This window comes from Flavobacterium sp. PLA-1-15 (genome assembly GCF_049060005.1).
Lineage (GTDB): Bacteria > Bacteroidota > Bacteroidia > Flavobacteriales > Flavobacteriaceae > Flavobacterium.
The window spans coordinates 54,148-68,604 of the sequence record NZ_JBMGQS010000014.1; the positions used below are offsets into that span (position 1 = coordinate 54,148).

Consider the following 14,457-nt stretch of genomic DNA (forward strand, 5'->3'; position numbering starts at 1 on the left):
GGCTGAGGTTCTGAGGGGCAAAGTTACTAAGTTTTTTAAATGATGTAGCCACAGATTCACAGATTTAAAGGAAAACATTAATCTGTGAATCTGTGGCTATAAAATCTAAAATTACAAAATTCCCCTCGCTTTGATTTCAAGGTATTTGTTGATGGTGTCTAAAGTAAGATTTTCGGGTTGTGTCAGAACTGAATAGATACCGTATTTTTTGAGTTCATTTACAATCAATCGCTTTTCGAAGGCAAATTTCTCGGCAATGACTTTGTCGTAGACTTCCTGGATGTTTTCGGCTTTCTTTTCGATAAGGTCTTTGAGTTCAGTATTATTGAAGAATACTACAACCAGCAAATGACTTTTTGCAATTCCTTTCAAATAAGGCAATTGGCGGTGTAGGCTGTCCATCGTCTCGAAGTTGGTATAAAGAATAATCAAACTTCTTTGGTTGATGTTCTTCTTGATGTCGGCATACAAACGGGAAAAATCACTTTCGAAAAAATCGGTTTTGATGTTGTACAGACTTTCAAGTATTAGTTGCATTTGTGATGAACGCTTTTCGGCCACAACACGGTTTTCCACCTTTTTAGAAAAAGCAAACATTCCAGCCTTGTCCTGTTTTTTAAGGATGACATTTGACAAAACCAATGTTGCATTGATGGCATAATCCAGCAAGCTCAAGCCATTGAAAGGCATTTTCATCAAGCGTCCCTTATCGATTGCCATATAAACCGATTGCGATTTTTCGTCCTGAAATTGGTTCACCATCAAAGCGTTTTTCTTTGCCGTTGCTTTCCAATTCAACGTTCGGATGTCATCTCCTTGAACATATTCCTTGATTTGTTCAAACTCCATCGTATGGCCAATTCTTCGGATTTTCTTCACGCCATATTGAAATAGATTGTTCGAAAATGCCATCAGGTCGTATTTTCTTAATTGAATATACGAAGGATAGGTAGGCACCATTTGATCTCTATTGAAGGTAAATCTTCTGGAAATTAAACCTAAAGGCGAAGAAACATAAATATTCAAGTTTCCAAAGGAATATTCTCCACGCTCGGTCGGACGTAGATAATAATTGATTTCGTCCTGCGAAGAAGCTTTTACCTTTCGGATGATTTCAAAATTACGAACCTGAAATTGAAACGGAATCTCATCAATAATCTTGGACGAAATCTTAAAGGAGTAATAATTTTTGATATTTACGTTGATGGGGTTCTCATCTCCGTTTGATAGTTTTTCGGGTGTGATTCTGGTGGCTTCGATTCCGGTTTTGGCCCAGAATAAAATCACAATATCCAATACCAAAAATGTCATCACTATTAGAAACAGATACCAAGTAGCTTGATACAGTGCCGGAAAAAAGAAGGCAAAGGCAAACAGGGCTATGATGCCCATCAGCACATAGAAAAAGAAATTATTAATGTATAGATTTTTGAGAAGTTTCAAATTTCAGTTTTTTTATCTTGGAATTTCTACCGATTCTATGATTTGCTTGATGATTTCGACACTTGTGATGCCTTCCATTTCACGTTCTGGCGTAACAATAACACGGTGCTGCAATACAGGGATTGCCGCTTCCTTGATGTCTTCTGGAGTTACAAAATCACGGCCACGAATGGCGGCGAAACCTTTGGCCGCATTCAATATAGCGATAGAAGCCCGAGGTGAAGCACCCAAGTATAAAAAGGCATTTTCCCTAGTGTTCACAACGATCTTGGCAATATATTCCAATAGATTCTGTTCTACAACAATTTGCTTAACCAATGATTGGTAATGCTTTATTTCTTCTGCAGAAAGCAGTGACCTCACGTCCTGAAGTTTTCCTTTGTCCTGCAAATGATGCTCTCGTTGGATGATCATGATTTCTTCATTCAATTTTGGATAATCAATCGAGATCTTGAACAGGAAACGATCCAATTGGGCTTCCGGCAAGCGATAGGTTCCTTCCTGTTCAATTGGATTTTGTGTAGCGATTACCAAAAATGGAGTGTCCAAAATATAGGTTTTCCCATCAATCGTTATCTGGCGTTCCTCCATTACTTCAAACAAGGCGGCCTGTGTTTTGGCAGGAGCACGGTTGATCTCGTCAATCAAAATAAGATTGGAAAAGATTGGTCCTTTTTTGAACTCAAATTCTGATTTCTTCAAATCAAAAACCGAAGTTCCCAGGATATCCGATGGCATCAAATCGGGTGTGAATTGGATCCTGCTGAAGCCGATTTGCAGTGTTTTTGACAATAATTTTGCCGTGATGGTTTTGGCCACTCCCGGAACACCTTCCAATAGAACGTGACCGTTTGAAAGGAATGCCACCAAAAGCTGGTCGATCATTTTTTCCTGTCCGACGATAACCGAACCCAATTCTGCCTTGATGGCAACAATGCTTTCCTGCAATCTGCCGAGGTCTAATCTTGATTCGAAATTTACATTTTCGTTTTCCGGAATATTGTTGTTTTCTATATTTTCCATTAGTTGGTTATTTTTTCCATTATGCTGTTAAGTTCTATCAAATCGCTTTCTACGCTTTCAAAATGTCCTTTTCGATGGTGGTTGATGAGGTAAACCACTCTTTGAATATCTTCTATATTTTTTCCTGTCTTCAATTGTAGTTTCTTTACAAACTGATCGTCTAAAACTGTTGTTTCCATTAGATAATCCTGACGGATCTTATCCAAGAAATAGATGATTTTTTTGTCCATTATATTGTCATGATTGCCTTCCTGGAAGTATAAATTTCCGATGGTCTTGGTAAAGTCGATGGTGGTGTTTTCCAAAGGTTTTATGATTGGAACAATCCGTTGTTTTCTTTTTGCATTAAAAATAATGAAGACTACAAACCCCAACAGTATTAGATACCACGCCGACCTCAGGGCAGGCTCACTGAAAATAAAGCGCAACTGCGATTGCGAAACGCCTTGATTATCATTGTCTTTTGTATACCAAAGCACATTCCCTTTGGGAATATACGACATTATTTTTGATGCATATTGGTAATGATTGTCTTTGAGGAGATGGAAATTGGTAAACGCTGCGGGCTGTGTATGCAGGTAAAAATGTCCATTCTTGTAAGGCACTTTGATGAAGTTTGCCTTTTTTGTCTTGTCGCCTTGATAGCCTAGAATAGTGGTATTCAAGGTGTCGATTTTAGAAAAATAACCATTACCCATACCTTCCTTAAGGTGGAACTTGTCTGTTCCCAATGCCGGATTTGCAAGCCAGAATCTGGATTTATCGGTATATTCAAAATCATTGCCCATAGAAACCTTTAAGCTGTCCAACAATTGATCTGGAAATGATTTCATACTGATGAAAACATCATTTCCATGGTCGGCATAATAAAAAAGCTCTGTTATGGATTGTGAATCGATTGGCGAGAAGCCGTTGATGATTAAGAATGTCCCTTTTTTTGTATAGGTATTCACCAAGGAGTCATAGTCGTACAAAGGTTCCAGGTATTCGTATGGCGTTATATTGATCTTTTGGATGTCCCTGTCTTTCAATAAAGAATTGGCTTCCTTATCAAAAACATACATCCCGAAAGGAATCTTGTCTCTTAGGGAATAAGTCGGATTCCAATCGATTGGTCTTGGTGCGTTGATATCAATAATCACGATTACCGACAAAAGCAACACTAAAAAACTGATGTATATTTTAAGTGATTTGTCCATTAATAGATAGATTGAATTGATTTCTCGAATGCCTTTCTGGACTTTTCAAAAGTTGCTTCGTCCAGTTCGAATTCGCCGTACCAGATGTAATTGTACAAATAGGAAAGGTAGGCAAAATCATTCTTAAAGTTTTCGCTCTTGATTTCATACAAATAATCGGAATTGGTTTTTTCAGCGTCCCATTCGATAATCTGCTTTTCGGACATCTTTTTCAAAAGCCATAGATAATAGTAGCGAATTGTCAAACGTTTTTCGCCTGATTGTATGCTCTGTTTGATTAATTTCTCGAAATCAACCAAATGTAGGTTTTTTTCGATCTCATCATAATTGATCAATCTTCTGTCGGAATTTTTCCCAAAAATCCATCTGCCTTCCTTGTTGAGTATCGATTTTACAATCAAATACACTACAAAAAGGATCAAGAGCACTGCAAGAATTCTCAGAAAGATAACGACGGCTCCCATTGCTGCTTGGTTATTTGTAAAACCGAAAAGTTTGGAAAATATTTCGGCCAGCCATTCCTTGAAACGGTCCCAAATGTTTTGTTCCTTGGACTTTTCCTCATAGATAAAATCATCCGAATCGTATTTTTCCTTAAACGAAGGTTCAAACTGGAGTTGTTCTATTTTTGAAGAATCAATTTTGAGGTCTTTTTCAGTATACACTACGCCTTTTTTATCGGCTTTAGCCAAAGAATCCTGACCGTAAAATTCGGTGCAAAAAAGAAACAATAGGATGTAGAATATTTTAGTCAAGACTTGGAACGGTATTTTGGGTTTTGAGTTTTTTTGTTACCATTGATGGAAATATAAGGTAGTAGAATGAAATCAATGACAATGTAAAAAGGATGATGAATACATTCAGCCAATTGGGCATTTCCAAAGAATATCGGGTAACAAAACCTTCTATAAAACCGGCGGCAATCGTAAACGGAATGGTACTCAGGTAAATCTTAAGACCGTTTTTCATTCCCATCTTAAAGGAAGTAAACCTCGAATAGGTTTTAGGGAATAGGATGGAAGCACCTAATAAAAGTCCGGCAGCGGATTCAATCACGATGGCAAAAATCTCCATTGATCCGTGTAACCAAATTCCTTGAACGCTTTCCCAGAAAACACCTTCCTTATAGAAAAAATATTGGAAAGAGCCCAGCATCATACAGTTTCGGAGCAATATGTAGAAAGTACCCACGCCTCCAAAAATTCCAAAAAGGAAACAGATGGCACCAACCCGCAGGTTGTTCATTGTAATGCCAATAAAACTTCCCCAATTGCTTCCGCTCTTGTATACGGCTACGGGATCTCCGCCTTTGATGTTTTCAAGTGTTTGGTTGACATATTCGTCCCCCATAATCAATCGGGCAAGATCATCATCATATTTTGCAGAGAGGACGCCCATCCCAACGAAGAGAAAAAACAGTATGAAGGCATACAGCACATACCTTCTGTATTGGTACATGAGCAAGGGGATTTCTTCGGAAAAGAAATAAACGATCCGATTACCTTCCTGCCTTTTGGTCTTATAGATTTTCTGGTAGATCTGTGAAGCTAAATAATTTAAATAGACAACCGTCTTACTTTTAGGGTAATAGGATTGCGCATACGACAAATCGTTGATTAAATGTATGTATAAACCAGCCATTTCATCAGGATTTTTTTTAGCTTTACCGAAAATAGCCTGTTCAAATTCAAGCCATTTTTCTTTATTTTGTTTTATGAAGGCAACTTCTCTCATTAAAGGCTAAAATATAAAATATGTCAGAATTATCTATAAATACTACGCAAAATGTAAATATTAATTTTACAGCTGCTACTATTGGTCAAAGAATTTTGGCTTTTGGGACCGATTTACTGATCATGATTGCCTATATGATTATCATTGTAATGTTTATAAATTACTCTGGTTTGGGAGATGCAATGGGAAAAATGGATCCTTGGTCGGGTGCAGCTATTATGATCGTGCTTTTTATTCCGATTACATTTTATTCTATTTTTTTTGAAAGCCTTTTTGAGGGCCAAACTTTAGGAAAGCGTCTTTTGAAAATAAAAGTGGTAAAAATTGACGGTTATCAGGCCAGTTTTGGAGATTATTTCATCAGATGGCTTTTCAGACTTGTGGATATCGTGTTTTCTTTGGGAACAGTGGGCTTTATTTCGATTGTAGTCAGTGAAAAATCGCAACGTTTGGGAGATATGGCGGCCGGAACTGCCATCATAAGCCTGAAGAGCGATATATCAATCAATAGTACAATTTTGGAAGATATCAATGATGGTTATGTTCCTATTTATCCTTTGGTTATTAAGCTTTCCGATAATGATGTCAGGATTATAAAGGATAACTTCCAGCGTGCCCAAAAGCATTATGACCATGAAATCATCCGAAAGCTAACCCACAAAATAGAAGCGGTAACAGGAATAAAAAACCAATCAGGAAACGATGCCGATTTTATCAAAACCGTTTTAAAGGATTATAATTTCTATACGCAAAATATGTAGTCGGGAAGTAGCAAATTACAAAAAATAAATACCAAATCCTCATCTAAAATCTAAAGTTTGCAATCTCAAATATCCATATTCTATCTACTCGACATTATCGGTACAATGGCTTTCGCAATGTCGGGAGCCTTAACGGCAATGAATAAAAAACTCGATCCTTTCGGGGTTTTTATCATTGCATTTGTAACGGCTGTTGGAGGAGGAACATTGCGCGATATCATGATTGGAAGAACTCCTGTAGGCTGGATGCTTGATTTGAATTATGTTTACCTTATCACTTTGGGCTTTTTCCTGGCTATAATTTTCAGAAAAAAATTGGATAGATTAAGAACGTCCTTATTTTTGTTTGACACCATCGGGCTGGGTGTTTTTACGTTGATTGGATTAGAAAAAGGAATCAATATTGGTTTGCATCCCACTATTTGTATTGCGCTTGGAACCATGACGGCCTGTTTTGGAGGGGTGATTAGGGATATTTTATGCAACGATATTCCTGTAATTTTTAGGAGAGAAATCTATGCAACTATTTGTATTATTGGCGGTGTTTTATTTTTTGGTTTGAGAGAATTAAATCTCAATCAAGATGTCTTGTACCTGATAACTTCTGTGGTGATGATTGCACTTCGGTTGATGGCTGTAAAATTCAGATGGTATCTTCCTGCGTTGGAAAAGAAATAATTTATCGTGTCAGGTGGATAAAACCGGTCAGAGCATTTGGATAATCTGGATCGTTTAGATTCAGGATGTAATAATAGGTTCCTTCTGTAAGCTTATCGCCAGAAATCTTGGTTCCTTCGTTTGAAAAACCATACCAATCTTCGGTGTTGTTGTTGCCTGTCCAAACCAAAGTACCCCAGCGGTTGAAAATCTGAAGCTGGAAATTCACAAAAACATCCCGCAAGCCTTCCACAAAAAAAGTATCATTATTACCATCATTATTGGCGGAAACATAGTTGTAGACCTTTGGCGGACAGTTTTTGGTTTTTAATATGAAAGAAGTGGTCAAATAACATTTTTCGTTTTCAATCCTCACAAAAATTTCTTCTGGATTAGTTTGCAGGATATGATTTGCAGGATCGGCAATGGGATTAACCTTTACAGTTGCATTTTGAAAGTTGGTGTAAAAGCTCACCACATCTGTCGGATTTGTTTTTACGGCATCAATGTAATCCCAAAAATCAAAATAGGTTTTTCCTAAACCTGCATTGCAGATGGTAATATTATCCAGTTCATTAAATGTTAAACTGCCCAACAGAGAAACCGAAAGTGTATTGGAAACGTTATTGTTTTCATTAAGCTCCTTTTGTATTCCGTCTCCATTTTCGTATTGGTCCACCTTAAAAGTCAATACAAAATCATTGGGGATATTGTCAGGAATATTCAGTGTGATGGTTTTGTTTTGGCTTTCGCCAACTGGAATAGGAAGGGTTGTTTCATCGTATTCGATATAGATATCATTGGCAAAAATAGCAATCGGGATTCCAGCGGGAAGCACATCAGTACTGTTGAAATTGCTCACGGTATAGTCCACAATCACCCTTCTAGAAAAGCATTCGTTATTGGCAGAATGGATTTCAATCGTTGCGTCCGGAAGCTGGTTGTTCAATTTTGTAATGACTGTGCTGATCATGACAAAATCTTGTAGCGAAGTCAACTCAATTGTTGCCGTTGGATTTCCAATCTGAATAAATTCCTCGATATTAAAAACATCCAAATCCATATTGAAAAGTTCGTCCGATCCTGTGAAGCTGTTGGTACCGTTAAAAACACTGTTGATTGGATTCAATTCGTTAAATAAATCATGTCCGTTAAATCTCAAATTTTCCTGATTTGCCAAGCCCCGGTCGCCTTCCCAAGCCACAAAACCAATTTTAGCTCCTGCATTGTCTACAACATTCAGGTCATTTAAAGTTAAACTTAAATTTGTCTCAGTACTCGAAACACCCTGTAAACCATCGTAAACATTAAGCTGATTCAGAGGAAGGTTGCTGTTTTTGAAAATTACGACAATTGCCCATCCGCCAAAATTTGTTCGGTTGTTGCAATATCCTGTTCCGGCTTGAACGAGCGTTGCCAAATCAAATTCGGATAGCGTATAATTTCCTGCACCCGTGTTTTGCACCTGCGTGGTGACATCTGCGAAAGCACAAAAATAATTGAGGTTGTTTTTAAACAGCGGAAAAGTTCGTTGCGAATTAATGGTCACACCATTTAATTTGACTTCAAGATCGCCAGTTCCAGAGCCAGCCCAGTACAAAAAAGCCTTTTCGACAACATCGCCTGCCGATAAAACCAAATTTTCCGACGAAATATTGAAGATGTTGCAGTTTGGAGCCGTATTGTTTTCGGCAGGATTTAGTGTGTTTCCAACCGCTGTAAAATCATATCTTCCGTTGAATTGCTGGTAAAGCGAAACATCCTGAGCAACTATTTTGCAGGCAGTTAAAACAAAAAGGAAGCAATAAATATGTCGTAATTTCAGTTTCACTAAAAGTGATTTATTTTTAAGATTTTAAAGATAGTGATATTTTGTAAATCAAGGATTCCTCTCAAATGGAATTCCGAGTTCAATTTTTAATTTTTAATTCGCCATTTTTAATTCGTAATTCGTAATTTTCCGATGTTTAAATTTTGAATGTGAAAAACTACACCGTCAGACCTTATCAACCCGAAGATTTTGATACTTGGAATGCCTTTATCGGCAAGGCCAAAAATGCTACTTTCTTGTTTCATAGGGATTTTATGGAATACCATAAGGATCGTTTTCAGGATTTTTCGCTGATTGTGGAAGACGATAAAAAATGGGTTGCTGTATTGCCAGCCAACCGTGTTGATGATGCTGTTTATTCACATCAAGGTCTAACTTATGGTGGTTTGGTTTATGATGAAAATTTACGACTGGCTTCTTTTTTAGATGTCTTTAAAACAATGTTACTTTTTTTAAAAGAGAATAGCATCGATAAACTTCAACTGAAATTGATTCCTTCTATCTATACCGATTTTTATGCTGAAGAAATAAATTACGCATTGTTCATAGCAGAATCTAAATTGATAAGAAGAGACACACTTTCGGTTATTGATTTAAAAAAGCCAATACGATTGTTGAAAAATAGGATGGAAGGTGTAATGAGAGGGATTAAAAATCAATTGGTTGTAAGAGAAATTGATGGTTTTGATGCTTTTTGGAAAGAAATTTTACTTCCTAATTTACAAGATAAGCATCAAGCTAAACCTGTACATTCCTTGGAAGAAATTAAATTGTTGCATTCAAGATTCCCTCAAAATATCAGACAATTTAATGTCTATCAAAACGATGAGATTGTGGCGGGAACTACCATTTTCGAAACAACAAATGTAGCTCATTCTCAATATATTTCAGGAAATTCGACTAAAAATGAATTAGGGAGTTTAGATTTTCTGCATCATTATCTTTTGACACAAGTTTTCAAAGACAAGCAATATTTTGACTTTGGGATTTCCAATGAAAATCAAGGAAAAAACCTTAATAATGGTTTGTCCTACTGGAAAGAGAGCTTTGGAGCGAATACTGTTGTGCAGGATTTTTATGAAGTAGCAACCTCAAATTATGGTAAATTCGAAAATGTTCTGGTATGATAAAATTCCTCGACTTACATAAAATCAACCTGCAGTATGAAGAAGCTTTTCAGGAAAAATTCAAATCTTTTCTGGACAAAGGCTGGTACATACTCGGCGATAATGTAAAAGCTTTCGAAAAAGAATTTGCGGCATATTGCGGTACAAAACATTGCATCGGAGTAGGAAATGGGCTCGATGCATTGGTCTTGATTTTTAAGGCGGTAATACAACATGGAAAAATGCAAAAAGGCGACGAAGTAATTGTTCCTGCCAATACCTACATTGCTTCAATCTTGGCCATACTTCAAGCCGATTTGGTTCCGGTTTTGGTAGAGCCAAACGAGCATACTTTTAATATAGATCCAAATAAGATACAGCAAGCCATAACCTCAAAAACGAAGGTCATTCTGCCCGTTCACTTGTATGGACAGTTGGCTGATATGGAAACAATAAATGCTATCGCAAAAAAAAATAATCTGTTGGTCATTGAAGATGCGGCTCAAGCACACGGAGCAATTCTTCCAACTTCAAACTCTGATCTTCCAACTCTAAAACCAGGAAATTTAAGTTACGCCGCTGGTTTTAGTTTTTACCCAGGAAAGAATCTTGGTGCTTTAGGCGATGCCGGAGCCATTACAACCAACGATGATGAACTGGCCAAAATCATTTTTTCACTTCGAAATTACGGGTCTGAAACAAAATACCATAATGATTTTATAGGTGTGAATTCGCGTCTAGATGAAATACAGGCTTCTTTTTTAAGTGTGAAATTACCTTATTTGGACAATGAAAATGCCATCCGAAGAGCAATTGCAAAACGCTATTTATCCGAAATAAAAAACGATAAAATTACTCTGCCTTTTTACGACGGTTCAGAAAATCATGTTTTTCATTTGTTCGTAATCCGAACTGAAAAAAGAGATGATTTACAAAAATATCTATCGGAAAACGGCATCCAAACAATGATTCATTATCCCATTCCGCCACATAAGCAAAAAGCCTTACCTCAGTTTCATCATTTGTCTTTCCCTATTACAGAAAAGATGCACGATGAGGTTTTAAGTTTGCCGATAAGTCCAGTACTGACGCAGGAGGAGATTGATTTTGTGGTTAAAATGGTAAATCAATGGACATAATTATAAAATCGTTCAATAGGCCTTATTATTTGGACAGATGCCTTCAAAGTATTTACAAGAATATAGTGGATGCCGATTTTACCATTAAGATTCTTGATGACGGAACTCCAGAAAAATATCTACAACGATTATTAGAAAAATACCCTGAAATACAAATCTATAAGTCAGAATATTATATCGAAAAATCAATTGAGATAGAGAAGGATGATAGCATCACAAAAGCCAATATCCCCATACAACTTTGGATAGAAGCAACTCAAAACGCAACGGATTATTTTTTGTTATTGGAAGATGATATTTGGCTAACCGAAAAAATAAATTTGAAGGAAACAAAATCGTTTCTCCAGCGAAAACATATTTTTTTCTTGAAGTTATTCTGGTTAGGAAATGATAAATTGATAGAAAAAAAACTGACAGAGAAAACAGATTTTATAAGTGTCTACAAACCGCAAGTTTTTACCCTAAACCCTTTTTTGTTTAGAATTGTCTTCAGAATGAATCGTTTGAAAAGTAAAGCAATATTGACTTTTTTAAGGATTTACACCGAGGAAAGATTTTTAAAATACTATACCATTTACAGTGTTGCAGGGGTTATCTTCAAGAAAGAATACTTTTTAAATTTATGGAAAGATCATCAAAACAATATTGATGAAAATCTGCAATTATTGAATGCCGTAAAGTTTTACAATAAAAACCGTGATCTAAATTTTGCTCAAACAAATATCGAAATAGCAAAGACGGGTTTTATGTCGTCCGCTACAAATCATTTTAAAAAATATGAGGGAGTTGATTTGGATATGTTTGCATTCAACAAGATTTTGAACCAGGCTTGGTATAAAGATGAATTTGATGCGATGGAACATTTTCCAAAAGATTTAAATCAAGAACGAATAAATGAAATTCTAGTAGCTGAAAACCATCCTTCTGCACAAAAAAAAGAATGGCAGCAATGGGTTCAAAAATTCAAAAGACAGTTCCAATCATTTGGTTGTAAAATTGACTGATATGCAAGAAACAGGACAGGAAAACTCACATAAAACCATCTTGAAGGCCACAGGCCTATTTGGATTTTCACAAGTTTTGAAAATACTCATAGGTGTGGTTGGTTCAAAATTTATAGCTGTTTTTCTCGGTCCCATTGGTGTTGGTGTTGCAGGGCTTCTCAATAATACAATCGGAATCATTACGGCTGTTACGGGTTTTGGAATCAATATAAGCGGCGTAAGGCAGGTTTCCATTGCCTATTCCCATCAGGACGATCAGAAATTTGCCGAAAGCTTGCTCGTACTCAAAAGATGGTCGTTGGCAGTCGGTTTGTTTGGGGTTTTCTTGACCATTGTATTTTCAAAAATTTTAAGCCAGTGGACTTTTGGTACTTCCGAACATTATATTTGGTTCATCATCTTGTCGGTAAATTTTATATTTTCAAGCCAAGCGACTAACAAGTTGGCCATTTTGCAAGGAACTAGATCCATGAAGGCAATTGCCATTTCCAGTGTGGTATTTTCCATTTTAGTAACATTGATTTCCATTCCCATCTATTATTTCTTCCGAATGGACGGTATCATTCCAGTTATTCTGTTGACCGCTGTTTTGAATTTTTTAGTCAATTGGTATTATTCCAGAAAAATCACCACCCAAAAAATCAGTTTATCGCTCTCTGAAACTTTTGAAAAAGGAAAAGATCTGATAAAACTCGGATTCCTACTTTCCATCAATGTTATTTTTGGGCAAATTTGCAATTATATCATCAAGCTGTATTTTCAATTGAGGGCTAATGATCAAGAAGTGTTGGGTTTGTATGTGGTGAGTTCTGTTCTCTTGATTTCTTATGTCGGAATGATTTTCAGTGCCATGGGAGCCGATTTCTATCCAAGGCTAACGTCTGTTCAAAACGATGCTAAAAAAATGAGGGAACTTGTAAACGACCAGATAGAAATTGCGATGTTGCTTATAACGCCATGCATTCTGGTATTTTATTTTTTAGCTCCAATTATCATTAGAGTTTTGTATACCAAAGAATTCCTGCCGGTTATTTTCATTCTAAAAGTGGCACTATTAGCCATTATCATCAAGGCAATTGTTTGGCCTTTGGCTTACATTATTCTTGCAAAAGGCGAAAACAAACTTTACTTTAAACAAGAACTTTTGGGCGATTTTATGAATGTAGCATTTACAATTCTGCTCTATCATCTTTGGGGTTTGATAGGAATTGGCCTTGCAATGGTCATCCATTATACGCTATATGGCTTTTACGTTCTCAACATAGTACAGAAAAAATTTGAATTCAGTATAAGAAAAGAAACGCTATACATAATAATGAAATCCGTAGTAATGGGAATACTTGCCTGTGTGGCAGTCTTCCTTTTGGAATATCCTTATGCCTATATTCCACTAGGTATTTTAACTTGTATTTCTATTGTTTTCTCTTATAGGGAACTGGATAAAAGGATTGGAATTCTGTCTTATTACTTAAAGTTTAAAGAAAAATTTAGGAGATGAGCAAGAATAATTTTCCTGCCTTAACCGGTATCAGAGCTGTGGCGGCCTATATGGTTTACATCCATCATACCAACCCTTTCTCGAAAACAATGTTTAACGGAAGTTTATATGGTTTTTTCGAACAGTTCCATATAGGTGTTACGGTTTTTTTTGTTTTGAGTGGTTTTTTGATTGCACATCGTTATTATGACGAGTCTAGTTTTAACTTTAAATCCTATTTGATCAAACGGTTTGCCCGAATATATCCCATGTATTTTATGCTAACTTCTGTAGTTTTTCTATTTGGATTCATGTATAGCGAAAACCCTGCAAGCGTTGAAAATTATCTTTTAAATATTACTTTTTTAAGAGGTTTTTTTGATGATTTAAAGTTTAGTGGTATCGCCCAAGGTTGGACACTAACAGTAGAGGAGATGTTTTATCTTTTTGCACCTCTTTTTTTCTTATTTATAAAAAGAAGCAAATTAGCTCTTCTGGTAATTCCAATTTTCTTTGGCCTGCTGGGCTTAATTTTGGTTCATATCTTTAAAGGAATAAATTTCCATGGCTTCATGGGGAGTGAGTCTTTTATGTTCGACTATACTTTTTTTGGAAGAATTAGTGAGTTTTTTGTGGGGATTACATTGGCACTTTTTATAAAAAAGAAAGACAATTATGATGTTAGGTTTAAATATTTTACACTATTGGGCACCATCGGAATTATCGCAGGACTGTACCTATTATCGGTTCTGAAATATTCGATTAACCACGAAATGCTGAAAACTACAGAAACAATTATCATTAATATTTTAATTCCAATTCTCGGAATAGTACCTCTTTTTTATGGTCTTATATATGAAAAGACGTTAATTTCAACAATTTTAAGCACCAGACTTTTTTTACTTTTAGGAAAAAGCTCTTATGTGTTTTACCTGATACACATTGGCATCTTTGCCAATTTAATGGCCAAGATAGCAGATAATTATCTTTTTCTCTTTTTGTCATTGAACTTAATTGCAATAGGATTGTACCAGTTTGTAGAGAAGCCTTTTAATCTCTTTTTCAGAAAAAATGTGCATTAAA

General features: G+C 36.1%; 13 protein-coding genes. 7 read left to right on the plus strand and 6 right to left on the minus strand.

Translation table 11 applies throughout. The annotated features are described in order from the left end of the window. Nucleotides 1–111 precede the first annotated feature (111 nt). The 5 genes from ACI6PS_RS09815 to ACI6PS_RS09835 all read right to left on the minus strand — a co-directional run bounded on the left by ACI6PS_RS09815 (nucleotide 112) and on the right by ACI6PS_RS09835 (nucleotide 5,399). Nucleotides 112–1,392, minus strand: a complete 1,281-nt coding sequence (locus tag ACI6PS_RS09815; protein WP_421012420.1) for a DUF58 domain-containing protein — start codon at nucleotides 1,390–1,392, stop codon at nucleotides 112–114. A gap of 63 nt (nucleotides 1,393–1,455) precedes the next feature. Then, nucleotides 1,456–2,466 carry an AAA family ATPase gene (locus tag ACI6PS_RS09820; RefSeq protein ID WP_421012389.1) on the minus strand — a complete coding sequence of 337 codons (1,011 nt, stop codon included), beginning with the start codon at nucleotides 2,464–2,466 and terminating at the stop codon, nucleotides 1,456–1,458. Beyond that, nucleotides 2,466–3,665 carry a DUF4350 domain-containing protein gene (locus ACI6PS_RS09825; RefSeq protein ID WP_421012390.1) on the minus strand — a complete coding sequence of 400 codons (1,200 nt, stop codon included), beginning with the start codon at nucleotides 3,663–3,665 and terminating at the stop codon, nucleotides 2,466–2,468. The genes ACI6PS_RS09820 and ACI6PS_RS09825 overlap by 1 nt, the downstream gene beginning before the upstream one ends. Beyond that, nucleotides 3,665–4,420 carry a DUF4129 domain-containing protein gene (locus ACI6PS_RS09830; protein ID WP_421012391.1) on the minus strand — a complete coding sequence of 252 codons (756 nt, stop codon included), beginning with the start codon at nucleotides 4,418–4,420 and terminating at the stop codon, nucleotides 3,665–3,667. Before ACI6PS_RS09830 ends, ACI6PS_RS09825 begins: the two co-directional genes overlap by 1 nt. Further along, nucleotides 4,413–5,399 carry a stage II sporulation protein M gene (locus ACI6PS_RS09835; protein ID WP_421012392.1) on the minus strand — a complete coding sequence of 329 codons (987 nt, stop codon included), beginning with the start codon at nucleotides 5,397–5,399 and terminating at the stop codon, nucleotides 4,413–4,415. The genes ACI6PS_RS09830 and ACI6PS_RS09835 overlap by 8 nt, the downstream gene beginning before the upstream one ends. 20 nt (nucleotides 5,400–5,419) lie before the next feature. On the opposite strand from ACI6PS_RS09835, the gene ACI6PS_RS09840 reads away from it, so the two are divergent. Both ACI6PS_RS09840 and ACI6PS_RS09845 read left to right on the plus strand, forming a co-directional pair. Next, nucleotides 5,420–6,160, plus strand: a complete 741-nt coding sequence (locus tag ACI6PS_RS09840) for an RDD family protein (protein ID WP_421012393.1) — start codon at nucleotides 5,420–5,422, stop codon at nucleotides 6,158–6,160. A gap of 75 nt (nucleotides 6,161–6,235) precedes the next feature. Then, on the plus strand, nucleotides 6,236–6,838 hold the full coding sequence (locus tag ACI6PS_RS09845) for a trimeric intracellular cation channel family protein (RefSeq protein WP_421012421.1): 603 nt from the start codon (nucleotides 6,236–6,238) through the stop codon (nucleotides 6,836–6,838). A gap of 1 nt (nucleotide 6,839) precedes the next feature. Here ACI6PS_RS09845 and ACI6PS_RS09850 read toward each other — a convergent pair whose 3' ends face one another. Beyond that, nucleotides 6,840–8,648, minus strand: a complete 1,809-nt coding sequence (locus ACI6PS_RS09850; protein ID WP_421012394.1) for a gliding motility-associated C-terminal domain-containing protein — start codon at nucleotides 8,646–8,648, stop codon at nucleotides 6,840–6,842. A gap of 149 nt (nucleotides 8,649–8,797) precedes the next feature. Here ACI6PS_RS09850 and ACI6PS_RS09855 point away from each other — a divergent pair, with 149 nt between their 5' ends. The 5 genes from ACI6PS_RS09855 to ACI6PS_RS09875 are packed head-to-tail and all read left to right on the plus strand — an operon-like array spanning nucleotide 8,798 to nucleotide 14,456. Then, nucleotides 8,798–9,775 (plus strand): GNAT family N-acetyltransferase, encoded by a 978-nt coding sequence (locus tag ACI6PS_RS09855; protein WP_421012395.1) that lies wholly within the window; start codon nucleotides 8,798–8,800, stop codon nucleotides 9,773–9,775. Next, on the plus strand, nucleotides 9,772–10,893 hold the full coding sequence (locus ACI6PS_RS09860) for a DegT/DnrJ/EryC1/StrS family aminotransferase (RefSeq protein WP_421012396.1): 1,122 nt from the start codon (nucleotides 9,772–9,774) through the stop codon (nucleotides 10,891–10,893). The genes ACI6PS_RS09855 and ACI6PS_RS09860 overlap by 4 nt, the downstream gene beginning before the upstream one ends. Continuing rightward, entirely contained in the window at nucleotides 10,884–11,897 is a 1,014-nt protein-coding gene (locus ACI6PS_RS09865; RefSeq protein ID WP_421012397.1) for a glycosyltransferase family 2 protein, read from the plus strand. The genes ACI6PS_RS09860 and ACI6PS_RS09865 overlap by 10 nt, the downstream gene beginning before the upstream one ends. A 1-nt stretch (nucleotide 11,898) precedes the next feature. After that, nucleotides 11,899–13,395 (plus strand): oligosaccharide flippase family protein, encoded by a 1,497-nt coding sequence (locus ACI6PS_RS09870; protein ID WP_421012398.1) that lies wholly within the window; start codon nucleotides 11,899–11,901, stop codon nucleotides 13,393–13,395. Next, nucleotides 13,392–14,456 carry an acyltransferase family protein gene (locus ACI6PS_RS09875; RefSeq protein WP_421012399.1) on the plus strand — a complete coding sequence of 355 codons (1,065 nt, stop codon included), beginning with the start codon at nucleotides 13,392–13,394 and terminating at the stop codon, nucleotides 14,454–14,456. The genes ACI6PS_RS09870 and ACI6PS_RS09875 overlap by 4 nt, the downstream gene beginning before the upstream one ends. The last annotated feature ends 1 nt before the right edge of the window (nucleotide 14,457 follow it).